Source organism: Sneathiella chinensis, from assembly GCF_012720115.1.
Taxonomy (GTDB): domain Bacteria; phylum Pseudomonadota; class Alphaproteobacteria; order Sneathiellales; family Sneathiellaceae; genus Sneathiella; species Sneathiella chinensis.
This window is the reverse complement of record NZ_VNWN01000004.1, coordinates 327,264-352,581: the sequence shown is the minus strand read 5'-3', so window position 1 is coordinate 352,581 and position 25,318 is coordinate 327,264. Positions and strand designations below refer to the sequence as shown.

The 25,318-nt window shown below is 58.9% G+C and carries 24 protein-coding genes; 13 read left to right on the top strand and 11 right to left on the bottom strand.

What is annotated here, in order from left to right; all coding sequences use genetic code 11:
• The first annotated feature begins 72 nt into the window (after window positions 1-72).
• Together FQB27_RS08260 and FQB27_RS08255 are read left to right on the top strand one after the other, a co-directional pair.
• A complete protein-coding gene (locus FQB27_RS08260) occupies window positions 73-483 on the top strand; it encodes a hypothetical protein (protein WP_169560434.1) in 411 nt (136 codons plus the stop codon).
• A complete protein-coding gene (locus tag FQB27_RS08255) occupies window positions 480-1,475 on the top strand; it encodes a sterol desaturase family protein (RefSeq protein WP_169560433.1) in 996 nt (331 codons plus the stop codon). Before FQB27_RS08260 ends, FQB27_RS08255 begins: the two co-directional genes overlap by 4 nt.
• Here the strand turns inward: FQB27_RS08255 and FQB27_RS08250 are convergent.
• A complete protein-coding gene (locus FQB27_RS08250) occupies window positions 1,436-2,287 on the bottom strand; it encodes a LysR family transcriptional regulator (protein ID WP_169560432.1) in 852 nt (283 codons plus the stop codon). The two genes, FQB27_RS08255 and FQB27_RS08250, sit on opposite strands and share 40 nt — an antisense overlap.
• A gap of 101 nt (window positions 2,288-2,388) precedes the next feature.
• On the opposite strand from FQB27_RS08250, the gene FQB27_RS08245 reads away from it, so the two are divergent.
• Window positions 2,389-3,075, top strand: a complete 687-nt coding sequence (locus FQB27_RS08245) for an ureidoglycolate lyase (protein WP_169560431.1) — start codon at window positions 2,389-2,391, stop codon at window positions 3,073-3,075.
• Here the strand turns inward: FQB27_RS08245 and FQB27_RS08240 are convergent.
• Window positions 3,036-3,962: an alpha/beta hydrolase gene (locus FQB27_RS08240; RefSeq protein WP_169560430.1), complete on the bottom strand. Its 927-nt coding sequence runs from the start codon at window positions 3,960-3,962 to the stop codon at window positions 3,036-3,038. The genes FQB27_RS08245 and FQB27_RS08240 overlap by 40 nt on opposite strands.
• 142 nt (window positions 3,963-4,104) lie before the next feature.
• Between FQB27_RS08240 and FQB27_RS08235 the strand changes: the two genes are divergently transcribed.
• Window positions 4,105-5,496 carry an aspartate aminotransferase family protein gene (locus tag FQB27_RS08235; RefSeq protein ID WP_169560429.1) on the top strand — a complete coding sequence of 464 codons (1,392 nt, stop codon included), beginning with the start codon at window positions 4,105-4,107 and terminating at the stop codon, window positions 5,494-5,496.
• 93 nt (window positions 5,497-5,589) lie between these two features.
• Here the strand turns inward: FQB27_RS08235 and FQB27_RS08230 are convergent, their stop codons facing one another.
• On the bottom strand, window positions 5,590-6,327 hold the full coding sequence (locus FQB27_RS08230) for an SDR family NAD(P)-dependent oxidoreductase (protein WP_169560428.1): 738 nt from the start codon (window positions 6,325-6,327) through the stop codon (window positions 5,590-5,592).
• Window positions 6,328-6,449: 122 nt separating this feature from the next.
• Here FQB27_RS08230 and FQB27_RS08225 point away from each other — a divergent pair, with 122 nt between their 5' ends.
• Window positions 6,450-6,809, top strand: a complete 360-nt coding sequence (locus FQB27_RS08225) for a PilZ domain-containing protein (protein WP_169560427.1) — start codon at window positions 6,450-6,452, stop codon at window positions 6,807-6,809.
• On the opposite strand, the gene FQB27_RS08220 is transcribed toward FQB27_RS08225, so the two are convergent.
• From FQB27_RS08220 to FQB27_RS08210, 3 genes are all read right to left on the bottom strand, one after another.
• Window positions 6,806-8,878, bottom strand: coding sequence for an ATP-binding protein (locus tag FQB27_RS08220; RefSeq protein ID WP_169560426.1), 2,073 nt, complete (start codon window positions 8,876-8,878; stop codon window positions 6,806-6,808). The two genes, FQB27_RS08225 and FQB27_RS08220, sit on opposite strands and share 4 nt — an antisense overlap.
• 394 nt (window positions 8,879-9,272) lie before the next feature.
• Window positions 9,273-12,383, bottom strand: coding sequence for an efflux RND transporter permease subunit (locus tag FQB27_RS08215; RefSeq protein ID WP_169560425.1), 3,111 nt, complete (start codon window positions 12,381-12,383; stop codon window positions 9,273-9,275).
• Entirely contained in the window at window positions 12,380-13,498 is a 1,119-nt protein-coding gene (locus tag FQB27_RS08210; protein ID WP_169560424.1) for an efflux RND transporter periplasmic adaptor subunit, read from the bottom strand. Before FQB27_RS08210 ends, FQB27_RS08215 begins: the two co-directional genes overlap by 4 nt.
• Before the next feature lie 143 nt (window positions 13,499-13,641).
• Here FQB27_RS08210 and FQB27_RS08205 point away from each other — a divergent pair, with 143 nt between their 5' ends.
• The 6 genes from FQB27_RS08205 (at window position 13,642) to FQB27_RS08180 (ending at window position 19,754) form a co-directional block, all read left to right on the top strand.
• A complete protein-coding gene (locus FQB27_RS08205) occupies window positions 13,642-14,571 on the top strand; it encodes a histone deacetylase family protein (protein ID WP_169560423.1) in 930 nt (309 codons plus the stop codon).
• Window positions 14,572-14,602: 31 nt separating this feature from the next.
• Window positions 14,603-14,854 carry an exodeoxyribonuclease VII small subunit gene (locus FQB27_RS08200; protein WP_169560422.1) on the top strand — a complete coding sequence of 84 codons (252 nt, stop codon included), beginning with the start codon at window positions 14,603-14,605 and terminating at the stop codon, window positions 14,852-14,854.
• Between the two features lie 57 nt (window positions 14,855-14,911).
• On the top strand, window positions 14,912-15,802 hold the full coding sequence (locus FQB27_RS08195) for a polyprenyl synthetase family protein (RefSeq protein ID WP_169560421.1): 891 nt from the start codon (window positions 14,912-14,914) through the stop codon (window positions 15,800-15,802).
• A gap of 69 nt (window positions 15,803-15,871) precedes the next feature.
• Complete coding sequence (dxs, locus tag FQB27_RS08190; protein WP_240953454.1) at window positions 15,872-17,746, top strand: 1-deoxy-D-xylulose-5-phosphate synthase; 1,875 nt, start codon at window positions 15,872-15,874, stop codon at window positions 17,744-17,746.
• A gap of 9 nt (window positions 17,747-17,755) precedes the next feature.
• Window positions 17,756-18,502 carry a TlyA family RNA methyltransferase gene (locus FQB27_RS08185; protein ID WP_169560419.1) on the top strand — a complete coding sequence of 249 codons (747 nt, stop codon included), beginning with the start codon at window positions 17,756-17,758 and terminating at the stop codon, window positions 18,500-18,502.
• A complete protein-coding gene (locus FQB27_RS08180; protein WP_169560418.1) occupies window positions 18,495-19,754 on the top strand; it encodes a class I SAM-dependent RNA methyltransferase in 1,260 nt (419 codons plus the stop codon). Before FQB27_RS08185 ends, FQB27_RS08180 begins: the two co-directional genes overlap by 8 nt.
• 29 nt (window positions 19,755-19,783) lie before the next feature.
• Here FQB27_RS08180 and FQB27_RS08175 read toward each other — a convergent pair whose 3' ends face one another.
• Entirely contained in the window at window positions 19,784-21,028 is a 1,245-nt protein-coding gene (locus FQB27_RS08175; RefSeq protein WP_169560417.1) for a hypothetical protein, read from the bottom strand.
• Window positions 21,029-21,340: 312 nt separating this feature from the next.
• On the opposite strand from FQB27_RS08175, the gene FQB27_RS08170 reads away from it, so the two are divergent.
• Window positions 21,341-21,724, top strand: a complete 384-nt coding sequence (locus tag FQB27_RS08170) for a hypothetical protein (RefSeq protein ID WP_169560416.1) — start codon at window positions 21,341-21,343, stop codon at window positions 21,722-21,724.
• Window positions 21,725-21,822: 98 nt separating this feature from the next.
• Window positions 21,823-22,059: a sulfurtransferase TusA family protein gene (locus FQB27_RS08165; RefSeq protein ID WP_169560415.1), complete on the top strand. Its 237-nt coding sequence runs from the start codon at window positions 21,823-21,825 to the stop codon at window positions 22,057-22,059.
• A 38-nt stretch (window positions 22,060-22,097) separates the two neighbouring features.
• Here the strand turns inward: FQB27_RS08165 and FQB27_RS16885 are convergent, their stop codons facing one another.
• The 4 genes from FQB27_RS16885 to FQB27_RS08145 form a co-directional block, all read right to left on the bottom strand.
• Entirely contained in the window at window positions 22,098-23,291 is a 1,194-nt protein-coding gene (locus FQB27_RS16885; RefSeq protein ID WP_169560414.1) for a mechanosensitive ion channel family protein, read from the bottom strand.
• Window positions 23,292-23,412: 121 nt separating this feature from the next.
• Window positions 23,413-24,477 carry a threonine aldolase family protein gene (locus FQB27_RS08155; RefSeq protein ID WP_206374452.1) on the bottom strand — a complete coding sequence of 355 codons (1,065 nt, stop codon included), beginning with the start codon at window positions 24,475-24,477 and terminating at the stop codon, window positions 23,413-23,415.
• 3 nt (window positions 24,478-24,480) lie between these two features.
• Entirely contained in the window at window positions 24,481-24,915 is a 435-nt protein-coding gene (locus tag FQB27_RS08150) for a M67 family metallopeptidase (protein WP_169560413.1), read from the bottom strand.
• The gene (locus FQB27_RS08145; protein WP_169560412.1) at window positions 24,912-25,307 is read right to left on the bottom strand and encodes a hypothetical protein; all 396 of its coding nucleotides are present in this window, start codon (window positions 25,305-25,307) and stop codon (window positions 24,912-24,914) included. The genes FQB27_RS08150 and FQB27_RS08145 overlap by 4 nt, the downstream gene beginning before the upstream one ends.
• Between the last annotated feature and the right edge of the window lie 11 nt (window positions 25,308-25,318).

The window sequence follows — 25,318 nt, the reverse complement described above, 5'->3', positions numbered from 1 at the left end:
TTGCCCTTGGCAAAAGCCCTGAACTATACAAGAATATAAGGAATATCTTTCGCACGGGAGGAAAGAACAAGGATGGGACTGGACCCCCTCGCACTGGTCACCGGAGCCACCATCGCCGTTATCCTGATGGTGACTTTCATCCGCCTGATGACCGGGTCCCGGCAGGCCCGGATTGATGAGGCCACCGTCCGGGATTTTCTGGCCCATGAGGAAATCAATGTTCCCGTTCTGGATATCCTGCTGTCCGAGGATCACCGTGCCGCCCTTGTCCGCCTTGATGATCCGGCCCCGATCCGCCTGATCCGCAGTTTTGGCAACACGCTGGTCATGCAGGTCCTGAGCAATGGTGAAATCCAACCCCAGCCGAACCGGATTGTCATTGCCCGTCAGGACATGGGACATCCGGCAACCACCCTGTCCCTGCGCGAAGGCCAACCGTTGCCCGGCTGGCTGAGCCCTATTTTAAAAGGGCAGACCACATGACCCTGCCGGACCCGGTCACCCTTGCCATTCCCGCCTTTGTGCTGCTGATCCTGATCGAGGTTATCATCGGGAAGTTCCGGCCGCGAAAATCCAACTATGAAATGCGAGACAGTGCCGCATCACTGCTGATGGGGCTTGGGAATTTTTCCAAGGACTTCATCAATTTCGGCGTCATTTATGGGGTGTCGAGCTGGGTGTATGAGCACCGCCTGTTTGACATCGGGTATGAATGGTATGCTTTTCTGCTGATTTTTTTCGCCGAGGATTTTTGCTATTACTGGTTTCACCGGTTAAGCCATGAGCATCGCCTGTGGTGGGCGGCCCATGTGAACCATCATTCATCGCAATATTACAACCTGTCCACGGCCCTGCGGCAAACATGGACGGGCGGCCTTGCCGGGTCATGGACCCCGTGGCTTCTGTTGTCGCTGATCGGGTTCCCGACCCCGCTGATTGCCTTTCAGAAAGGGATCAGCCTTGTGTACCAGTTCTGGATTCACACGGAAGTTATCGACCGGATGTGGAAACCGGTCGAGGCCATTTTCAACACCCCGTCCCATCACCGGGTCCATCATGCCACCAACCCCCGGTATCTGGATGCCAATTATGCCGGTATCCTGATCATCTGGGACCGCCTGTTCGGCACCTTCGTGCCCGAGGACAGGAACGAGCCCTGCCGCTATGGCATTGTCCGGCAACTGGCCAGCTTCAACCCGCTGATCATCGCCTTTCACGAATGGGCCGGGATTGTCCGGGACCTGATGGCGGCAAAAAGCCTGAAGGCGGCCTTTCTGTATGTTTTTGGCCCGCCGGGATGGAGTGAGGACGGATCGCGCATGACCTCGAAAATGCTGAAAGCCCGCGACAGGGTGCGGCGGGCTGCCCCGGCCCCGGCGACAGCGGCGACGGCGACAGCGGAAGACATCGCCGTGTCCGACCCGTCAGAATGGCCTCAGGCACAGTCCAGCAATTCCCGGATCAGGGGATTGTGACGCTGATCCTTCAGGACCAGCAACATGTCCGTATTGCTGTCCTCCATCCCGAGGACGGGATACTGAACATGGCGGGGATCGTCGCTGACTTCCCGATCAAACAGGAACCCGACCCCAAGCCCCCGGACCACGGCTTCGCGCACGCCTTCGCGGCTGCCCATGATCAGCGCCGGGGTGACGGACACCCCATTGCGGGCAAGCGCCTTTTCCAGCAACTGCTGGGTATTTGATCCGGCCTCGCGAAAGACAAGTGGCAATTCTGCAAGGGCCTGCAATGTCACCGGCCCGTCGACCTGAAAGGCCATTGCCCGCGGCACCAGTGCAACAAGGCTTTGCCGGCAAATGGGACGCGTCACCACATGGGCCGCCGGTTCCGCATTGGCCATAACCGCCGCATCCACCCGAAGGTCGGTCAGGTTCCGCCATGTCTGGTCCGCGTTGGCGAGGGTGACACGCACCTGCACATCGGGGCACCGTTCCCGAAAACGGGCCAGCACATCCAGCGCCACATGTGGGCCATCCGCCCCAAGATGCAGAACCTGCGGTGCCTTTTCACTGTCCGGCGTCAGGAAATCCCGACACTGGGCCTCGGCGTCGAACAGGGAACGGGTCAGGCGAAACAACTCCTTGCCCTCGTCGGTCAGGGCCACGTCATGACCACTGCGGCGAAACAGGAGGCGGCGCGTTTCCCGCTCCAGATTGCGGACCTGAATGGACACGGCCGGTTGTGTCAGGCCCAGCCGATCCGCCGCCTTTTGAAAGCTCCGCTCCATCGCCACGGCATAAAACGCCCGAAACTGCGCATAGGTCATTCCATAAATCCAATTCTATAAATTTCACAATATTATTAATTTGATTGCAAATGAGATCAAGCGGATAGTCCGTCCAGCAGCGTCAGACAAGGATAGGTATCATGAACACAGCCCCCACCTATATTTTCGAGGCAAAAGACAAGCCCACCCGCCCGGTGCATTCCGTCCCGCTGGTGGTGGCGACGGATGACAGCGTCAAGGGATATGGCTGCCTTGTAGACAACCCGGATGATTTCCAGATCGAGATTGTCCGCTGGCCCGCCCAAGGCTGGCGCCCGGTGGATACGGACAGCGGCGATGAAGGCGGCTGGGTCGAGGGGGTTTTCCACGGCACATGGGACGGCGATATCCTGATGGGCCGGAACGAGGCCGTTGCGGGTCATTATGTCCTTGGCTGGAGCCAGGACCCGCAAATCGCCCGCACGGAAACCCCGTCCGGCCCGCGGGAACAGGTTCTGTTATGGCATATGAATTACCATCCCGATGGCGGCCAGCTTTTCTTCCCACTGGACAAGCAACCCTTCGTGGTGCCGGTCGCCCTGCCCGGCGATGACCTGACGCCGGACAAGGTGATTGCCTTCTGGTGTGATGGCAGTCGGGGCCTGTATATCCACCCGAATATCTGGCACGAGGGAATCTTCCCCGCATCAGACAGCCAGCGGTTTCTGGACCGGCAAGGCCGGGTCCATGCCCGCGTCTCCTGTGATATCGGAGAGGAATTCGGCGTTTATCTGGGTGTGCCGCTGGTTCAGTCGCCCGCCAGCACCCCTTCCAGCCAGTCCAGATAATCGGCCATGACCTGATCCCGGTTGGTCTCGTTCAGGATTTCATGACGGCCACCGGGATAAAATCTGTGGCTGACCCGCGAAAAACCATGCCGGTCATAGGCAGCCAGCAGCCGTTCGATGCCCTTGCTATTCTCGCCAACCGGATCCTGATCCCCGGCAAAGACATAGACCGGCATATGCTTGTTCATACCGGACAGGGCCGCATCCCCGGCAATGCGCACCATGGCATCCAGAAGCCCGATCCAGGTGGCGATGCTGCATTCAAAACCGCACAGGGGATCGGCCACATATTTGTCCACCTCGGCTTCGTCACGGCTGAGCCAGTCAAACTCTGTTCGGTTGGGAGCGAACGCCTTGTTGAAGGCCTTGAAGGACATGTTGGCCAGAAGGGTGCTGTGCCCTTCCTTGCCGTTCCGAAGTTTCTCGACCCGCGAGACAAGCTGCGCCAGCTTCCCCAGCGTTCCCGGCGGCCCGTTGGTTGCGGACAAGGCCGCCGCGGCAATGCTATCCCCATATTGCCCCATGTAATCCTGCGTCATGAAAGACCCCATGGAGTGCCCCGTCAGGATGATCGGCAGCCCCGGATGACGGGAGGCGATTTCCCGGTTCACCAGATAGAGATCCTCAACCGCCTTGTCCCAGCCATTGCTGTCCGCCATGTGGCCCGGCACCTCGCCCGCTGGAATGCTGAGGCCATGCCCCCGGTGATCATTGGCATAGACCGCCACACCCGCCCGGTTCAGGAAATCCGCAAAGCGGGCATAGCGTCCGCCATGCTCGGCCATGCCGTGGGCCATATGCACCACCGCCCGAATATCCCCGTCCGGCAACCATTCATAAACATGTATCGGCAACCCATCGGCCCCGGATACCCAAAAATTTGCCATTCCAGTCCCCCTGTTCAATTTTCCGTAATTAAGACATGAACAATTTATCCGGGCAACAGGAACATAAATTGACGCTCTGTTTGAAGAGGGCTAGCCTGCCTTAAAACAACATGGTTCCAGTAACGTAAAAGGGAGCGTCCGCATGAATAGTCCAACTCTCAGCCAGGGGAATTCACTGGCCAGCCGGGATGTAAAAAGCCTTATTCATTCCTATACCAACCTGTCCGCCCACGAAAAAGAGGGACCGCTGATCATCGAGACAGGCAAGGGCATTTATGTATATGACGACAACGGCAAGGAATATATCGAAGGCCTTGCCGGTCTGTGGTGCACATCGTTCGGGTTCGGGGAACAGGAACTGATTGATGCGGCCATCCGGCAGATGCACAAGCTGCCCTATTACCATTCCTTTGCCAGCAAATCGACGGAACCGGGCATTCTGCTTGCGGAAAAACTGCTGGAAATTGCCCCCGGCAACCTGTCCAAGGTGTTCTTTGCCAATTCCGGGTCCGAAGCCAACGACACCGTGGTCAAGCTGGTCTGGTATTACAACAATTCACGGGGCCTGCCGAAAAAGAAGAAGATCATCAGCCGCCAGAAGGCCTATCACGGGGTCACCGTGGCCGCTGCCAGCATGACCGGCCTGCCGCCGCTGCATAATGATTTCGACCTGCCCATCCAGAATATCCTGCATACCAGTTGCCCGCATTATTACCGCTTTGGCAAGGACGGCGAAAGCGAAGAGGATTTCGCCACCCGCATGGCAACGGAACTGGAAGAACTGATCCTGCGGGAAGGCCCGGACACGGTTGCCGCCTTTATCGCCGAACCGGTCATGGGGGCCGGCGGGGTGATTGTGCCGCCCAAGGGATATTTCCAGAAAATTCAGGCCGTCCTGAAAAAATACGATGTCCTGATGGTCGCCGACGAGGTGATCTGCGGGTTTGGCCGGACCGGTAACATGTGGGGATCGGAAACCCTGGGAATTCAGCCGGATATCCTGAGCTGTGCCAAGGCCCTGTCCAGCGCCTATCTGCCCATTGCCGCCGTTCTGGTATCGGAAGACATTTTCCGGGGCATGGTCAAACAGAGCGAAAAACATGGTGCCTTTGCCCACGGATACACCTATTCCGGTCACCCGGTTCCGGCGGCTGTGGCGCTGCGCACCCTTGAATTGATGGAAGAGCGGAACATGGTTGAACATGTACAGGCCATTGCCCCGCTGTTCGAAAAACGCTTTCAAGCGCTGGCCGATCATCCGCTGGTCGGCGAGGTCCGCGTTTGCGGTCTGGTCGGGGCGGTGGAACTGGTCGCGGACAAGGCCACACGGCAATCCTTTGACCCGTCGCTGGGTCTGGCTGCGAACGCCGTCAAGGCCATGCAGGACGCCGGTCTGATCGCCCGCGCCGTGGCCGGGGACAATGTGGCCCTGTGTCCGCCGCTGATCATCACCGAAGACCAGATCAACGACATGTTCGACAAGTTTGAACAGGGACTGAACGCGGTCCTGCCGCTGGCCCAAAAGGCAGGTTGATCCCGGCTGCCAGAAAAACAAAAAAGGCGCGGTGGGGTTCCCTGCCGCGCCTTTTTATTATTTCAGGGGGTCAGGCCCTAGGCCCCCACTTGGTCAGACATGCTGTCCGCCGTTGATATGCACCTCGGCGCCGGTCACATAGGAGGACGGCGCGTCGCACAGGAAATAGATGGTGGAGGCTACCTCTTCCGGGCGGCCAAGACGGCGGAGGGGGATTTCCGCCACCAGTTCCTCGGTCCCCGGTGACAGGATGGAGGTGTCAATCTCGCCCGGCGCAATGGCGTTGACCCGGACCCCGTGCGGGCCGAAATCAGCCGCCATCTCGCGGGTCAGGGCCGCCAGCGCCGCCTTGGAGGTGCCATAGGCAGAACCCGCAAAAGGATGTACCCGGCTGCCCGCGATGGAGGTCACGTTGACAATGGCCCCCTTTGCCGCGACCAGTTCCGCGAACAGGCCCTTGGCCAGCAGAAGCGGCGCGAACAGGTTGACATTATAGACATGCTGCCAATCCGCGTAAGAGGAGTTCAGGGTATTGAACCGGGCCCCTTCCGGGCCTTTCGGGGAAATCCCCGCATTGTTGACCAGCGCATGCAGGGGTGCCCCGTCCAGTTTCTCACGAATGAGGTCAAGCCCGGCTTCAAGACTGTCGATATCGGCAAGGTCAAGCTGGATATGGTTGTCGATCCCGCCTTCCCAGGGACAGTATTCGGAAAACGCCTGCCGGGAAACCGTCAGGACGCGCCAGCCTGCGGCACTGAACCGCTTGACAGTGGCGTGACCGATGCCCCGGCTGGCACCGGTCAGGAGTAGGATCTTCTGCGAATTGGACATTTGTAAAGCCCATCAAATATTTAACAGATTATTAAGGTCTCGCGACCATACTAGCGAATGGTTTTGTCCTGTACAAACAAGTTTGGAAATCTGGATAAAAGAAACTGATCTGGGGAAATTAGATGACCAATTCTTCCGGTATCGCAGACGATCGGCGCAAGTTCTTTCGCGACCCCAGTTCCCGCGTTGTCCTGATCATTGATGGCATTCCTCATTTGGCGGACGACTGGTCGCCGGATGGCTTCTCCGTGCAAATGGAGGCCCACGGCCATGCCGCCGGCGATATCATCAACGGCGAAATCGATGTGTTCGAGCGGGGCGAAAAGGGAACCTTTTCCGCCAAGGTAATCCGGGCGGAAGGCGACCTGATCGCGGCCCAGTTCACGGAACTCAGCTCCCACATCTATATCTATATCTGCATGATCAACGGTCAGCCCATCGGCACACCGCCCGGTGCCCCGAAAGAACACGAAGACAGTTAATCCTTTTTATAAGGCAGCAGAATGGTGCAGCGGGTTCCCTTGCCGGGGCTGCTGTCAATTTCGAACCGGCCCCCGTGTGCCTCTACCAGGGACGCCACCAGCGGCAGGCCAAGCCCGGTGCCTTTCTGGCCCTGCGCCAGATCGCTTCTGACCTGACCAAAGGGTTTCAGGGCCACCTCGATATCCTCCGGTGACATACCAATGCCGTTATCCTTGACGGTAATGGCCACGTGATCGTCGCCCTGCTGGCGAACCCGCACCAGAACGGCGCCGCCAGCCCCGGTGAATTTCACCGCATTGGACAGCAGGTTCAGCAGGATTTGCCGCAACACATCCTCGTCCCCGGTCAGGGTTTCCGTTTCCAGTTCCGTATGGGTACGAACATCCAGCCCCTGCTTCTGGGCTTGTGAGGACACAAAGGCCACGGAACTTTCAATAAGGCTGGGCAGATGCACCTCGCTCTCGCGGAGGTCCAGCTTGCCCGCCTCCACCTTGGACAGGTCCAGCAGGTTGTTGATCACCCCCAGAAGATGCGATCCGCTGTCATGGATATAATCCACATATTCCGCGTACCGCTTGTTATTCAGGGGGCCAAAGACCTCCTTGTCCATCAGTTCGGCAAAACCGATAATGGCGTTCAGCGGGGTCCGCAGTTCATGGCTGATATTGGCGAGGAAACTGGTCTTGCTGCGGCTGGCGGCCTCGGCCTCCTCCTTGGCGAGCAGCAGGTCACGCTCCACCTTCTTCTGTTCCGTGATGTCCGTACAGGTCAGGACAAGCCCGCCGTCATCGGCCGGATTACCGACCAGCCCCAGAATTTTCCCGTCCGCGCAAGTATGCTGACGAACAAAGCCGTCCGCCGCCACGGACCGGTGATGGGTCTCCGGCATATCCTCCCAGACATCGCCGCGCTCCTGCACCATCTGATAGAGCCCTTCAAGGGTCTGCCCGACCTTGACCGCGTCCCCCGGCAGGCCGAAATGTTCGGCAAAGCGGTGGTTGAAGTGAACCACCTTTCCCGCCGTATCCAGCAGCAGGATGCCCTGCTCCATATTCTCGAAGGTGCGGTTCAGGCTTTCCAGTGTGCGGTTGGATTTTTCATGGGCCATCAGGGCGCGGATGGTCTCGTGGGTGAAAGACACCAGCATCAGGACCAGCCCCCGGTCCTCTTCGGTGAAATCGGCCTGTTCTTTCCCATGCAGGGACAGAAGCCCGATCGGGGCCCCGCCCTTTTCCATCAACGGATATACAAGCAGGTTCTCGGACTGGTAGCCGCCCCAACCGCTCAACTGACAGGACGAGACCTGCTCGTCGCCTTCCAGCATGATCGGCTTGCCCGTTTCAAAGGCGCTGGCGAAGATACTGCCCTCCCGCAAGGGCAGGGACAGGGTCGCCGGGGCATGGCCGGGGTCAAGACAATGGACCCGCTTCAGGCAGTCCCCCTGCTTCAGGTAAAGGCTGCCCCCGGTGGCGCCAGTTGCCTCCCCCAATGTTTCCAGAAGCCCCTCGCACAACTCATCAAGGCTGGTACGGGTGGCCAGATACCGGGCGGTACGCACCAGTTTGTGGATACGCCGCCGCAACGCCGACAGACGCGCCCGCTCCTGCACCGCACCGGTAACGACACGGCGCGGCGCGGCGGCGCGATCGCGAAGGGTTGTCAGAATGTTCAGGCAGGCTTCCTCCACCCGATCCTGAAGGGCCGCCAGCCCCGCCGAACGGCGATGGGGGATATAGTCATCCGCCCCGCCCTTCATCATCAGGACGGCCCGTTCTGCGGTGGCGGCGGGGTCAATAACAACAAGGGCCGGCGACGGCGACTGGCTGTCCCGGCAAAGGGCGGAAAGCAGGGTCAGGGTTGGGGAGAAACTGTCCTCGCTGATCACGAAGACGATGATGTCTGCATCCCGGGGCAAGGATGAAAGGTCGGTTGCGGGGGGGAAACTGTTTACATGAAGGGAGATAACCGGATCGACGACGTTCTGACGCATATATCGTCGGACCGTCTGGTCGTCACACATCAAATGCAGCGAGACACTCGCCGCATTTTCACTGATCAAAGCTCCCATTACCCCTAACTCCACATGCCCTGCATCATTCACCCCCAACGAGGCAGGCCCCTCTTGAAAACACAGCGGCAGGCACGATTGACGACAGGGCCCCGGCAAAAACGCACGAAACCCTGTTCAGAATTCAACCCTGCCTACACAACAACTGACTTACATACTGAAAAAGAGTTGGAAAGGACGGCGATCCGCACACGAACACAGGCCTTGTCCCAACACAAATTGACTATCCGAAAGGGTAAAAGCCAATTCTTAAAATTTTATTAAACTTATAGATAATCCAGCGCAAACAGGCCACCCTGAAAGACGGCTTGAGAGAAGAATTACAAAGGGTTTGGAGAGAGTTTGCAGCGGATTGCCAGCGGCCTTACACCGCTGGCATCCCCGTGTCCGACGTCTATTTGTCGGCGTCCTGATAGCGGCTTTCCAGTTTCTGGAGAGCGTCAGCCAGATAGTTGGATGGCTTGCTGAAACGGGCCAGCAGCAGATAGAAGACCGGCACCACCCCCAACGATAGCAGTGTCGAGAACATGACCCCGCCGATGATGACAATACCGATGGCCTCGCGGCTTTCCGCTCCGGCCCCTGTGGCCAGCGCCAACGGCACCGCCCCCAGCGCCGTGGAGATGGTCGTCATCAGGATGGGCCGCAGCCGGATCACGGACGCCTCGGTCACCGCATCCAGAATCTCCAGCCCCTCCTCGCGAAGCTGGTTGGCAAACTCCACGATCAGGATGGCGTTCTTCGCCGTCAACCCGATCAACATGACAATCCCGATCTGACTGTAAACGTTGAGACTGAGCCCGTAGAACAGGATCGCCCCCAGCGCCCCGGTCACCGCAAGCGGCACGGAGGTCATGATGATCACCGGATGGATGAAACTTTCAAACTGGGCGGCAAGGGCCAGAAACACCACAAGAAAGGCTGTCGCAAAGGTGAACATCAGGGCTGTGTTGGAGTCCATGAAGGTCCGGCTGAGGCCCCCGTAGGAAATCCGGGCTTCCTCGGCGGTTTCCTCCTTGACGATGGTTTCCAGATAGCTCAGCGCCTGTTCCAGCGTATACCCATCCCCAAGCGAGGCGGTGATCCGGATCGCCCGAAGGCGGTCGGTGCGCTTCAATTCACCGGGACCGGCGATTTCCGTGACAGACACAAAGTTGGACAAGGGGATCAGACGCCCGGACTGTTCCGAGCGGACCTGTATGCGGTCCAGATCCTGACGGCTTTGCCGGTCCTCCTCACGCGCCCGCATGATCACGTCATACTGCTTGCCGCCGTCCTCGTAGGTGCTGACCGTCCGGGTCCCCATCAGGGTTTCCAGCGTCCGCCCGATGGTCTGGATGGACACGCCCATATCCGACGCCCGTTCCCGGTCGATCTGGATTTTCAACTGGGGCTGGGTTTCCTGATAGTCCTTGTCCAGATCCAGCAGGTTGGGGTTTTCCTGTGCCCGTTCGATAATGCGGTCCACCCATCCATTGATCACGTCATAGGACGGGCCGCCGACAATCACCTGAACCGGAGCCTGAAAACCGCGCTGTCCCAGACTGGCCGGATTAATGGCAAAGGCCCGCACACCGGGGATCGCCAGCAGGCCGGGAAAGACCGAACTGACAATTTCCTGCTGGGAACGTTCGCGCTGTTCCCACGGGACCAGACGGGTGAACATGAAGGCCGTATTGACCGGCCCCGGACGGGAGGAACTACCCACAAGGGCAAACACACTGGACCCCTCGCCATTCTCGACCAGCGGGTTCAGCAAATCCTCGATCTTGCGCACGTTGCGGGCGGTATAGTCCATACTGGCCCCCTCGGCCGCCCGGACGGGAACGAAGAACACCCCGCGATCCTCGGTCGGGGCGAATTCCTTGGGCAGCTTTTCAAAGAAGAAATAGGCCACCCCGGACACCACAACCGCGACAATGACAATCAGTGCCGGAACCCGCAGCGCAAACCGCAAGCCCCAGCGATACAGATCGGCCAGCTTGACGAACAGGAATTCGGTCGAGCGATAGAACCACCCTTCCTGCTTCTGTTCGACCAACAGCTTGGAACACAACATGGGGGTCAGGGTCAGCGCCACAAAGCTGGAGAACATCACCGCCGCCGCAACCGCAACCCCAAATTCCCGAAACAGTCGCCCGGTTGTTCCTTCAAGGAAGGAAATGGGCAGAAACACCGCGATCAGGACAATGGTTGTCGCCACCACCGCAAAGGCCACCTGACGCGCACCCCGGCTGGCCGCCAGCAATGGGGGTTCGCCAAGCTCAATCCGCCGGTGGATATTTTCCAGCACCACAATGGCATCATCCACCACCAGCCCGATTGCCAGCACCAGCGCCAGCAGGGTCAGCACGTTGACCGAATAATCCAGCATGGCCAGAACGGTCAGGGTCGCGATAATGGAAACGGGAATGGCCACCGCCGGAATGAAGGTGGCGGGCACGGACCGCAGGAAGACATAGATCACCAGCACCACCAGAACCATGGCAATACCAAGCGCCAGAAACACCTCCTTGATGGACTGGCTGATAAAGACGGACTGGTCATAGGACGCCGTCAGGGTCATGCCTTGCGGCAGGGTCGATTCCAGCCGGGCCACCACGGCTTTCACGCCGTCGGCCACCTCCAGAACGTTGGCCCCTGATTGCCGGATTACCCCCAGCCCGACCGAGTCGCGGCCATTAACGCGAAGAGCCGTCCGCTCGTTTTCAGCGCCAACCTCAACGCGGGCCACATCACCAAGCCGGACAATGCCCCGACCGTCATTGCGCAGGATGACCCGCTCAAACCCCTCGGCGGTTCTAAGATCGGATTCCGTACGGATATTAAATTCGCTGTTCACGGACTCGATCCGGCCCGACGGCAAACGGACATTCTGTTTCTGAATTGCCGTTTCCAGATCCTGAACTGTCAGGCTGTGGGCGGCCATGGCCCCGGTATCCAGCCAGATCCGCATGGCATAACGGCGCGCCCCGCCAATCCGCACACTGGCCACACCGTTCACGGTGGACAGCGGATCGACAAGGTTCCGTTCCGCATAATCCGTCAGTTCAAGCGGGTTCATCCGGTCGCTGGACATGGACAGCCAGATGATCGGCCGGGCATCGCTTTCCGATTTGGAAATCCGGGGTGCATCCGCCTGATCCGGCAGGCGCGACACAATCCGCGACACCCGTGCCCGGACATCGTTGGTTGCGGATTCAATATCGCGAGACAGATCGAATTCCACGTTGATGGACGAGGATTCCTCACGCGAGGTGGAGTTGATCCGCACTACGCCGCCAATGCCGGCCACCGCATCCTCGATGATCTGGGTGATCTGGCTTTCGATAATTTCCGCCGACGCCCCCTTGTAGGTGGTGCTGATCGACACGTTGGGTTTATCAATGTCCGGGTATTCCCGCACACTCAAGGACTGATAGGAGAACAGGCCGAACAGGACCAGAACCAGGGAAAAAACAATGGCGAGGACCGGCCTCTTGATTGCCAGATCGGGCAGCTTCATTGCATCAGGCCTTTCCCGTCATCCTCGGGCAGGGCGGTCGGCTGTTCCAGTGTCACCAACACCTTGCCGCCGTCCTTGATCTTCTGCAAGCCCTCGGTCACGACAACCGCTTCTTGCCCAAGACCGGCGACAACCTGCGCCCAGCCCGGCACCCGGCGACCAATGGTCACCTCGCGGCGGATTGTCGTGCCATCCACGATTTCGTAGACAAAATGACCGGCGGCGGAAATGGTCACCGCCTGTTCAGGCACCAGCACGGCATTTTCCGTGGTACCGGTCCTGAGCTGGACGGACAGGAACATACCGGGGCGCAGCTCGCCACTGTCATTGGGAATAATGCCGCGAATGCGCACGGCCCGCGTAACCGGATCGATCCGGGTGGCAATGGTCCTGATCTCGCCAAGGAAAGAGCGCCCCTCAAAAGCAACACTGGTGGCCTGGAAGGTCTGCCCCGGCCGTATACTGGCCAGATTGCGTTCCGGCAGATCAAAATCCAGCTTCAGACTGACAATATCATCCAGCGTGGTGATCAGGTCGCCCGGCCGCACCAGCGACCCAAGGCTGACTTCCCGCAATCCCAGCTTGCCGGAAAACGGCGCCCGGATCACATAATGATCAAGGCGGGCCTGCGTTGCCAGCACCTTGGCCTCGGCCACCTGCAGATCGGACAACAGTTCCTCAACCCGGGAGGCAGGCACGTTGCGGGTCTTGAACAGCTTCTGCGCCCGCGCATACAATTTCCGGGAATTTTCCAGCGACGCCCGTGTTTCGGCCAGTTGCGCCTCCAACTCCGTGGCATCCAGATAGACAAGCGGCTGGCCTTTTTCCGCGTGGCCGCCTTCGGTAATGTTCAGGCGCACAACCTTGGCCGATACCTTGGAGGTGATATCCACGGATTCCCGCGCCAGCAAGGTTCCCACCGCTGAAACGACCTCGGGCAGATCCCGCAGGATCACGGACTGGGCGATAACCGGCACCGCCCTTGCGCCGCGGGGTGCCCCCTCTGTCGCAGTATTCTTGTCTGACAGGAACGGAATTCTATCCTGATATTTCCATCCTGCATAAGCAGCGGCGATAACAGCGACTGCCAGAAGTATGCGACCAATCCGTTTCATGATGTATTATACAACCTTTGAACTGTTTACGATACAACCCTTGAACTGTTTACGATCACTATTCTGTCGAAGTTCATTTGAAATCAATAAAAAAATCTGCCAAAAATCTTGAGCATTTCCTGATTAACGAATGAAAGCACCCCATGACCACGCATTTATTCACGCACAAGGATTGCCTGTTCCATGATACGGGCCCCGGACACCCGGAAATGGCGGACCGTTTGCGGTCTGTCCTGCACCATCTGGACGAGGATGAATTTGCCGCCCTTATTCGCCACGAGGCCAGCCGAGGCACGCGTGAGTTGCTGGAACTGGTGCATGACCCGGACTATCTGGACGAGATTGAGAGAAAGGCCCCGAAGACGGGCATTATCCAGTTGGACCCGGACACCTTCATGTCGCCGGGATCGATTGGCGCGGCCTTGCGCGGGGTCGGCGCGGTTCGCGATGCCATCGACCTTGTGATGAGCGAGCCGGGCAGCAACGCCTTTTGCGCCATTCGCCCGCCGGGACATCATGCGGAGAAAGACCGGGCCATGGGGTTCTGTCTTTATAACAATGTGGCCATCGGTGCCGTTCATGCCCGGCAGGCGCATGGGCTGGACAGGGTGGCCGTCATTGATTTCGACGTGCATCACGGCAACGGGACGCAAGCCCTGTTCGAACAGGATGCCGGATTGTTCTATGGTTCCACCCATCAGGCGGCGCCCTTTTATCCCGGCACCGGCCATGTATCGGAAACCGGGGTTGGCAACGTGGTCAACGCCCCCCTTCCCGCCGGGGCCGGTTCTGCGGAATTCCGGGCCGCCATGGAAAAGGTGGTCCTGCCCGCGCTTGATGCGTTTCAGCCCGAACTGCTGATCATCTCTGCCGGGTTTGATGCCCACCACCGGGACCCGCGCGCCGACATTGACCTTGATGTCAGCGATTTTGAATGGATCACCCGAAAACTGATGGACAGCGCCGAACGCCATTGCCGCGGAAGGATTGTATCCGTGCTGGAAGGGGGATATGACCTTGTCGGCCTTGGCGAAAGCGCGCAAATCCATGTGAAAACATTGCTTGGCGCCTGAAGCCAGAGTATAAGATGGCAAAGGAGTGACCATGTCTGAGTTAAAGAAAATCCCGGCCGATATTGCCGAACTGAGTTTCGAGGCGGCCCTCAAGGAACTGGAGCAAATTGTCGAGAGACTGGATTCCGGGCAGGTGGATCTTGATCAATCCATCGAAATCTATACCCGCGGGTCCTTGCTGAAGCAGCATTGCGAAGACAAGCTGCGCTCCGCACAGGAGAAAATCGACAAGATTGTGAACCAGAACGGCACGCTCGGCACCGAACCCGCAAACGTCGAATAATTTCAGGACCCTACAGGCCCCACGCATCTGCTGCGCCTTCGGATATAGAGTAGTTTTATGGAAGACAATTTCGCCACGGCCCTTCGGCAGACCGCCGAACTGATGGAACGGGAACTGGACCGTTTTCTGCCCACCACCAGCTCGCTGGAACGCGAACTGTGCGAGGCCATGCGCTATGCGACCCTGTCGGGCGGCAAACGCCTGCGCGCCTTTCTGGTGATCCAGTGCGCCGACCTGTTCAGTGTCTCCCGCGATTATTCCGTCCGTGTGGCGGCGGCGCTTGAAATCATGCACACCTATTCGCTGATTCATGACGATCTGCCCTGCATGGATGATGATGACCTGCGCCGGGGCATTCCCACGGTTCACAAGAAATTTGACGAAACCCTCGCGGTTCTGGCCGGTGATGCCCTGCAGGCGCTGGCCTTCGAAATTCTCGCCGACCCGGCCACCCATCCGTCCGGTTCGGTTCGGGCCATGCTGGTGGGACGACTGGCACAGGCGGCCGGCATGCGCGGCATGGTCGGCGGCCAGACCATGGATATCTATGCCAATAACGAGGACATCTCGCTGGCAACGATCACCCGCCTTCAGCAGCTTAAAACCGGTGCCCTGATCACCTTTGCCTGTGAGGCTGGCGCGCTTCTTGGCCATGCCTCCCCTGCGCAAATCAGTGCATTGAAGGCCTTTGCCCACGACCTGGGGTTGGCTTTTCAGATCACGGACGACATATTGGATGCAGAGGGCGAAGTCGAGGAAATGGGCAAGGCCACCCGCAAGGACGAGGATGCCGGCAAGGCCACCTTTGTTTCCCTGCTGGGTCTGGAAAAAGCCAAAATCCACGCCAACATGCTTTCCAAGCAGGCCATCGGCCATCTCAGCATGTTCAAGGGCAATGCCGATCTTCTGATGGATGCGGCCCGCTTTACTGTGACACGCAGACGGTAGAAAACGAGTATTAATGTGACTGACAAGATTAAAACACCGCTTCTCGACCAGGTAAAATATCCGGCGGACATGCGGCACTTCACAATGGACCAGTTGATCCAGCTTGCGGACGAGCTTCGGCAGGAAACCATTGATGCGGTGTCCGTTACCGGGGGCCATCTTGGGGCCGGTCTTGGCGTTGTGGAACTGACCGTCGCCATTCACCATGTTTTCAACACACCGGATGATCGCCTGATCTGGGACGTGGGGCATCAGTGTTACCCGCACAAGATCCTGACCGGGCGTCGCGACCGTATCCGCACCCTGCGGCAGGCCGATGGCCTGTCCGGCTTTACCAAGCGGTCCGAGAGCGAATATGACCCGTTCGGGGCGGCCCATTCCTCCACGTCCATTTCCGCCGGTCTTGGCATGGCGGTGGGCCGGGACCTTCTGGGTCGCCAGAACAATGTGATTTCAGTGATCGGGGATGGCTCCATGAGCGCGGGCATGGCCTATGAGGCCATGAACAATGCCGGGGCCATGGACAGCCGCCAGATCGTCATCCTGAACGACAACGATATGTCCATCGCGCCGCCCGTTGGCGCCATGAGCGCCTATCTGTCCCGCCTGCTGTCTGGCCGGTCCTATCGATCCTTGCGCGACCTGATGAAACAGATTGCGTCGAAACTGCCTGATCCGCTGGAGCGGACAGCAAAGCGTGCCGAGGAATTCGCCCGTGGCATGGTCACCGGCGGTACCCTGTTCGAGGAACTCGGGTTTTTCTATGTGGGCCCCATTGACGGGCACAATCTGGAACACCTGATCCCGGTCCTGAAAAATGCACGGGATACGGAAAACGGCCCGATCCTCATTCACTGTGTCACGCAGAAGGGCAAGGGATACCCACCCGCCGAGGCCGCCGCCGACAAATATCACGGGGTCTCGAAATTCGATGTGGTGACCGGGGCGCAGGCCAAGGCCACCCCCAACGCGCCAAGCTATACCAAGGTTTTCGCCGAAAGCCTGATTGCCGAGGCCCGTGAGGACCGGAACATTGTGGCGGTTACCGCCGCCATGCCGGACGGCACCGGCCTTGACAAGTTCGCCAAGGAATTTCCGGGGCGCTGCTTTGATGTGGGGATTGCGGAACAGCATGCGGTCACCTTTGCCGCCGGTATGGCGACCGAGGGGCTCAAACCCTTTGTGGCCATCTATTCCACCTTCCTGCAGCGGGCCTATGATCAGGTGGTTCACGATGTGGCCATCCAGAACCTGCCGGTTCGCTTTGCCATTGACCGCGCCGGTCTGGTCGGGGCGGACGGGGCGACCCATGCGGGATCGTTCGACACCACCTATCTGGCGACCCTGCCCAACATGGTGGTCATGGCCGCCGCCGACGAAGCCGAACTGAAACATATGGTGGCGACAGCCGCCGCCTATGATGACGGCCCCATTTCCTTCCGCTATCCGCGCGGTGAGGGTGTGGGCGTGGACATGCCCGAAAAGGGGCAGCCGCTTGAAATCGGCAAGGGGCGTATTGTCAAGGAAGGCAAGAAAATCGCCATCCTGTCCTTTGGTACCCGCCTTGCAGAATCCCTGCTGGCAGCGGAAACACTGGACGCTAAGGGCCTGTCCACCACGGTTGCGGATGCCCGCTTCTGCAAGCCGCTGGACGAGGAGTTGATCCGCTCCCTCGCCGAGAGCCACGATCTTTTGATCACGGTTGAGGAAGGCGCGGTTGGCGGCTTTGGCAGCCATGTGATGCAATTCCTTGCCATGAACGGCCTTCTGGATAACGGCCTCAAGGTCCGTCCGCTGTGTATGGCCGACCTGTTCATTGATCAGGACAAGCCGGAAAAAATGTATGATCTGGCGGGCCTCAACCATCAGCAGATCGTTGATACCGCCCTCAATGCACTGGAGGCCAAGAGTACGGCATCCACCCTTTCCGCCACCCCTCTTTGACCGACTGCGATGGCGACAGCATACCAACGACTTGATCTTGCCTTGGTCGCGCGAGGGCTTGCCCCCAGTCGGGCCAAGGCACAGGCAATGATTTCAGACGGGCGGGTGTCCCTGAACGGGGTCACCGCGACAAAGGCAAACCGCAAGGTGAGCGGAAACTGCGATTTATCCGTGGAGACTCTCGACTTCGAGTGGGTTGGCCGGGGGGCCCTGAAACTCATTGCCGCCCTGGATCATTTCGGTTGCGACTGTCAGAACAAGGTCGCTGTCGATATCGGGGCAAGTACCGGCGGCTTCAGTCAGGTTCTGTTGCGCCGGGGTGCCGAACGGGTCTATGCCGTGGATGTCGGTCACGGCCAACTGGCACCGGAACTCCAGAACGAGACCCGCCTCATCAATCTTGAAAACCTGAACGCCCGGCACCTGTCGGCCGATCATATTCCCGAACCCATCGATCTGGTGGTGTCGGATGTCAGCTTCATTTCCCTCACCAAGGCCCTTCCTGCGGCCCTTAACCTGTGCCGACGCGGCGCGGTTCTTGCCGTTCTGGTCAAGCCCCAGTTCGAGGTGGGCAAGGGAAATCTTGGCAAGGGCGGCATTGTCCGCGACCTTGAACTCAAGGAAAAAGTCCGGCGCGACATGGAAGCCTGGATCGACGCCCGTACCGGGTGGCGCTGCCTGGGCTCGGTTGAAAGCCCCATCACCGGCAGCGACGGAAATACAGAATATCTCATGGGAGCCTCCTTCGATGCTTGAACTGGAAATCGATCACCTTGGCGCGGGAGGGGACGGTGTCGCCACCGCCGAAGGGAAAGCATGGTATGTGCCTTTCACGGCCCCCGGTGACCGGGTTCAGGCCGAGCCCGGCGAAAAGCGCGGCCGGGGCCAGACCGCAACCCTGACCGCCATCACCCAGCCCGCCCCCATCCGGCAGCAACCCGCCTGCCGCCATTTCGGCACCTGCGGGGGCTGTTCGCTTCAACATATCGATGGCGACTGGCTCGCAGACTGGAAACGCCAGCGCCTTGAGGAGGCCCTGACACGGGCCGAGGTCGTCTTCCCGCCCATCAACCCGACCGTGAGCAGCCCGCCCCGCTCCCGCCGGCGCGTCGAATTTGTCGCCGCCAAGCGGAAAAAGGGCGTCATGATCGGCTATCACCTGCGGCGCAGTCACCAGATTTTCGATGTGGGGGAATGCCCCCTGATCGATGCGGACCTGCTGGCCCTTGTGAAACCGCTGCGGGCCATGCTGCCCACTGTAATGCCCCGCAACAGTCAGGCCCGCCTGACCCTGACCCGCACCCTGAACGGCACGGACCTGCTGATCACTGCCAATCTTGATCTGGACCTTGGTGTTCGCGAAACCCTGGCGTCCTTTGCCGCGGACCATGATCTCAGCCGTATTTCGCTCTATCACGAAACGGACAAACTGCTGGAAGTGGTCGCGGCGCGAAAACCGGCGGCCATTCCCCTTGGCAGCGGACAGGTCAATATTCCGCCGGGGGCCTTCCTGCAAGCCACGCGGGAGGGGGAGCAGGCCCTCACCGACCTGATGCTGGACCATCTGCCGGAAAAACAGGATGTGGTCGATTTGTTCTCGGGCTGCGGCAGTTTCTCGTTACCGGCCGCGCCTCACTGCAAAAGCCTGCATGCCATTGAAGGGGACGCCGCCCTGACAGAGGCCCTGCAAAGCGGGGCGAATAAAAGCCGGATCAACCTGACCAGTGAAACGCGGGACCTGTTCCGCCGCCCCCTGATGGCGGAAGAACTGAACGCCTATGACGTGGTGATCATCGATCCGCCCCGGGCCGGGGCCGATGCGCAATGCGAGCAAATCGCCGGATCGGGGGTCAAGAAAGTCATCTTCATTTCCTGCAATCCCGCCAGCTTCGCCCGGGATGCCAAAACGTTGCAGGACGGCGGCTACCGGATTGAGACCCTGACACCGGTGGACCAGTTCCTGTGGTCGTCCCATGTGGAACTGTTTGCCACTTTCATCCGGAAATAGGCCCGCGCAACTAAACAGGCTGACGACGGTTAAAGGTTGCGAATGGAGAAGGGCCGCCCCGGCGCGGGCAGCATTCCCGCGATCACGGGGCCGCACACATAATCGACCCCAAGTTTGAGAGCCTGCCGGGCGATATCGTCGCTGGCGACCGAACGCAGGATACATTTGCGTTTTTGAGACCGGGCCGCCTGAAACAGATCCGCCGCGCCGTCCGGTCCCACCTTGGGGTCCACCGTCGCCGCAATGGCCAAAACCGGCAATCCTTCGATCGCCGCGTAATCATTCCACCCCGGTGCGACCTCAAGCGAGAACCCCCGGACCAGCGTCTTGACCGAACTGACGATCTGAACATACCGGCTGTTGGGAATACCGCTGCCGATCCCTTCCAGATTCAGGACCAGGCGCTGGCTGGTATAATCCGGCAGGGTCTTCAGGGTTTCCGCATATTTGCGGCGCATATAGGGATTGGCCATGGTCTCAAAGGCAACCGTCAGCAGCAGCAACGGCTTGTGCCCTGCCTTGCCAAGCCTGCCGACCGCATCTGCCGTCTGTTTCAGCGTGTGGATATCCAGCTCGGCCCGCAAACGCGGGGAGCCGTTTAACATGGGATCGTCACCGGCCAGACGCTCTGTCTGGCTGCCGGTCTGGCGGCAGGGAACAATCTCCATCATCGAGATCATCTTCTTGCGGGGATTGAGGCAGGGGCGGTACTGAACGGTCAGAACCTCCTCGCTTTCCTCGAACTCTTGCTTTTCCCGCTCGTCAACCAGATGAATGGCCCGTTCGAAATGCTGGATCAGGTCTTCGAGGCTGTCGAAGTCATCGACCGCGTCCATCACGCCTTCATCAAGGACCATGACCTCGACCGTGACCAGTTCCGCGCCCTCGATCTCGCCAAACAGCTTGGTGACCAATTCCCGCGCCAACTCGGAGGCCCGCGCCTGCCCCTCTTCCCGGCTCATATCCCGGAAAATGATGGCAAAGCGCCCTTCCCGCAACCGGACAAAGCGGTCTTCCTTCCTCAGCTTGCGCGAGAAAAACGCCTCGGTCGCCTTGTAGACCGTCTTCTCGATCTGCTTCCAGCGGCTGGCATACTGTTTCTTGACTTCCTCCAGCCCAACGATCTGCAGGCTGCTGGCCAGCAGGGTCTTGACGGCTTCTTCCTTGCTATGCCCGAAGGCATTGAGGAAATGCGCCATTTCACCAATTTCATGATGCTGGACCACCCCTTTCGGGGCGGACGATGCGGAACCGCCGCCAGGGGCCTGTGACACAGAATTACTTTTCCAGGGTTCCATTTGCATAGATATCGCTAATCACTCTTGGGAGTATTCAGTCAACGGAATCAAAAACTAAAAATGTCTCTTTAACCCGTAAAAGTCTCCCATAAACCCGTATAAAATTGGTTAATAAAGTCCTCCCGACCCACGGGACTGGCATTTTTTCACAAAGCCCTCCCGCTCTCGTTCTATTTAAACCGAAGATTAACGGATTTTCTGGAAGATCAGTGCTCTTCCCCACTGGTACGACACGGGGAACGCGCCTGAACCGCTTTACAACACACCAACCATCGGGACATGAAACCTATGGCCACGGTCGTCAAGCTGACTTACGGACAGACCGGCAAGGCCGGCCCCTTCCCGGTGCCGATTGCGCCCTTTTCCGACGACCAGATTGAGCAGATCAAACGGGCCTTCACCGAACAGGGCGCGGCAAAGAACTGGTGCGGATATGCGGTCATGAACCAGATACCAGACCTGATGGAAGCCTGTTTTACGGCGCCCCCCGCAACCCCATCCATCGGGGTGATCCTGTTTTTCCACAACACCGCAGAGCCGCAATTCCTGTTTCGCCGCGACAGTGATCCCGCGTCTTTCGGGCGGTTTGACCTCGCAGGCAAGACCCTTCTGGAGGCCCCGACCCTGCCGTTGCTTCTGGACGGTCTGACCAGTCAGGAGACATCCCCATAGACCCGAAAAGGAATACCGGAAACGTCCGGAAATTTGTCTTCTTGCACATGCAGTGCGGGACCGTATAGTGGGCGAAACCTTTCCTGAACAGGATCACAATGTCAGAGAACACCACCGATCACATGCTGGATACCAGCGGCCTGCAATGCCCCCTGCCGGTCCTGAAGGCGAGAAAAGCCATCCAGTCCCTCGACAGCGGCGCCATCCTTGTGGTGATTGCGACCGACCCGGCATCCTATATCGATTTCAACCATTTCTGCCATGAAAGCGGCAATACCCTGCTGGCCCACAGCGAGGATGACGGGGTGTTCACCTATCGCATTCAGAAGGCCTGAAACCACTCCCTGAAACGGGGGTGAGAAGCGGCGGATGACTATTCCCCGACGGCACCCTCGGTCGTAAAGACGGAGGCCTTGGTTTTCATGGTCTTGTGCCCGTCCGGCGGGATATAGGCCTCGGGCTGATCAGCGCCGGTTCCGGGATAGATAGACATGGACGGGAAGGCAAAATGCGTCCCGGCACTTTCGACGATATGCTTGATGGCATAGGCGAAATCCTGCTTGATTTCCAGCCATTCGCCCCAGTTTGTCGTCTTGGTAAAGCAGTAGATCATGATGTCGATACTGCTGGCATTGAAGCTGTCTGTAACCACGAACAGCGTGGCTTCGGGCGGCTGGGCAAAATCGCGGTTGCCGGTCAGGTAGTCCTTGATCTGCTCGGTGATCTGCTGCAACTGCGCCACATTGGTGGAATATTCCACACCGATTTTCCAGTAAATCCGGCGGTGGCTCATTTCCGAGAAATTGGTCACGGCACGGTCCGCAAAAACAGTATTCGGCACAATGGTCGGTGCCTTGTCAAAGCGGCGGATCATGGTTGACCGGAAACCGATTTTCTCGACGGTGCCTTCAACAATCCCGGTGACAAGGACCCAGTCCCCCACCTTGAACCGCTTTTCCGCCAGAATAAGAAAGCCGCTGATCAGGTTCTTACACAGGTCCTGCGCGCCCAGCGCCACAGCCACGCCGACAATGCCAAGACCCGCAATGATCGGACCGACCTGAATTCCCCAAAGCTCAAGAATGGTTGCCGCCCCGATCCCGGCGATAATGCCCTTCATCACCTTGACGAGGAAATCCACCATCTCGCCGGAGAAGATTTCCTCCAACCGGCCCATGAAGAAGGTCAGCGGGTTGACCAGACAGTAAAGCCCCCAGAACAGGTTGAACACCACCAGCGAGCGGACCAGATTTTCACCGAACTCGTTGAGCCCGTTATCCGAGGCAAAATTGCCGATTTCAAGGGCGAAATACACCCCGAGGACGATGGGGACAAAACGGATCGGCCCTTCCAGAGATGCGATGATCTGGTCATCGATTTCGTTCTTGGTCCGCCGGGCAAAAGCCACCATGCGATTGACCACAAAGCGGGTAAAGACCCCGCGAAGGGTCAGCGCGACGAACAGGATACCCAAGGCCGGTAGAACAGAGGACAGATCAATACCGAGATAGCCACTTTTCCAGACATCCAGAATAATGGCCCATAATTTGTCCAGACTGTTTTCCACCGTTGTCTCACCTCAATGACTTGAATTCCTGTCGAACATTTCCCGGCCGTTGGCCGAAAAACATCCGGTCGCATACTTGCAGATCATGATATTCGCGACAAGACCTGTCTCACTTTTCCTGTCAGGCGCCGGTCTGCCGCACGATGGACAAAAACGCGTCCACCTCATCCGCTGTGGTATTCCATGACGTCACCAGCCGGACCTGTCCGTTCTGCCGCGCCCCCATAACGTAAAAAAGGAACCCTTCGGTTTCAAGCCTGTCGATTGTCGCCTCTGGCAACCGGGCGAACAGGATATTTGCCTCTACCGGATAAAGAAGCGCCACATCCGGGCAGGAGGACAGCCCGTCTTTCAGCCGTGCTGCCATGGCATTGGCATTCCCCGCAAGCCGGAGCCACAAATCCCCTTCAAGATGGCGGTCCAACTGGGCAGACAGATAGCGCATCTTTGAGAACAGGTGCGCGCCCCGCTTCCTTCTGAATTCAAAATCCTTAATGCGGGCGGCCTGTTCCTCTGGATTGAAAAACACAACTGCCTCGACGGCCATGGCGCCGTTTTTCGTCGCCCCGAACGACAACACATCAACGCCGGATCGCCATGTCAGGTCGGCAGGCGAAACCCCCATTGCCGCTGCAGCATTGGCAAACCGTGCCCCGTCCATATGCACGGAAAGCCCATGAGACCGGGCAATGTCGGTCAGGCTGGCAATTTCATCCGGGGTATAAAGGGTCCCGCATTCCGTAACCTGCGTCAGGCTGAGGGCCGCAGGCTGCACATGGTGCACAACCCCCGCCCCCGATGCCGACAGGGCCGCCACAAGATCCGTCGGGGCAATCTTGCCATCCTCCCCATCCAGCAGAACCAGCTTTGCCCCGTTGGTGTAAAATTCAGGCGCCCCGCATTCATCCATCTCGATATGGGCCTGACGATGGCAGTACACCGATCCATAGGGCGGCGTCAGGACACTAAGGGCCAGAACATTGGCGGCGGTGCCTGTTGCCACCGGAAACGCCCGCAGGTCACACTGGAACAAATCCTTGAAGCGTTCTTCCATCTGGCGGGTATGGTCGTCATTCCCATAGCCAAAGGTCGCCCCACTGTTCACACGGGCAAGCGCCTCCATGAGTTCCGGGCAGACCGGCGCAGAATTGTCACTGGCAAAACTGATGGTGTTCCTGTTTTTCATGCTTTAATCGCCTGTTATTATGGTCAGGGTTGTCGGGTCGAACCCGTATGTTGGCGACGGGCTGAAGGCGTTTGTTTCCACAACCTTCCCGTCTTGCACCGCTGAAATCAGCCAGATGAATTGGCGTTCGATCACCATGCGGGCATCCGCATCGGACGGGGCCGCGGGGCCGCCGGGGTGGCTGTGCCAGACCCCGATGATGCAGTGTTCCTGCCCGCGAAGTTCCCGCTCCAGCCGGATACGAAGACCGGGGTCTATCTCAAAGAAACGGGTCCTGTCTTCGGCTATGTTCCGCGACACCTCCACCCGCAGGACCCGGCGCTCCCCGCCCGGCCCTTCCTGTCCAACAAGAAGGGCGCAGGCCTCCTCCGGCCAGCAGGCCGCCGCATGGTCGGCCAGAGCGGCCAGATCACGATCTTGCAGGACCAGTTTAATCACTGCGGCATATCAATACTGATGGTGCCAAGAACCTTGCCTTCTGCGTAATCCACAACGGCAATCTGCCGAACGATCCCTTCCGCATCGGCAAACTGCAGCAGCAGGCGATTACCGCTTGCCTCAACGGAAACAAGGGTCAGGCCCGCCGGGGCAGAGACCGGGATATTCCCGAAGGCCGCGACCGGGGTTTCCGCAGGCGGGGCCACAGCGGGCGTCGCAGGCACAGGGACAACCGAGACCGCCTTTTCGGCCTGTTCAGCAGTTTCCACGGCGCTGGTCGCCCGTTTGTAAATGGTCACCCCGATCAGCGATGCCACGCCGATAATCAGGATGCCGAGGATAATCACCACCCATTTCAAAAAAGTGGTGTTTGGAACTTCTTCTTCTGTCATAACAGTAACCG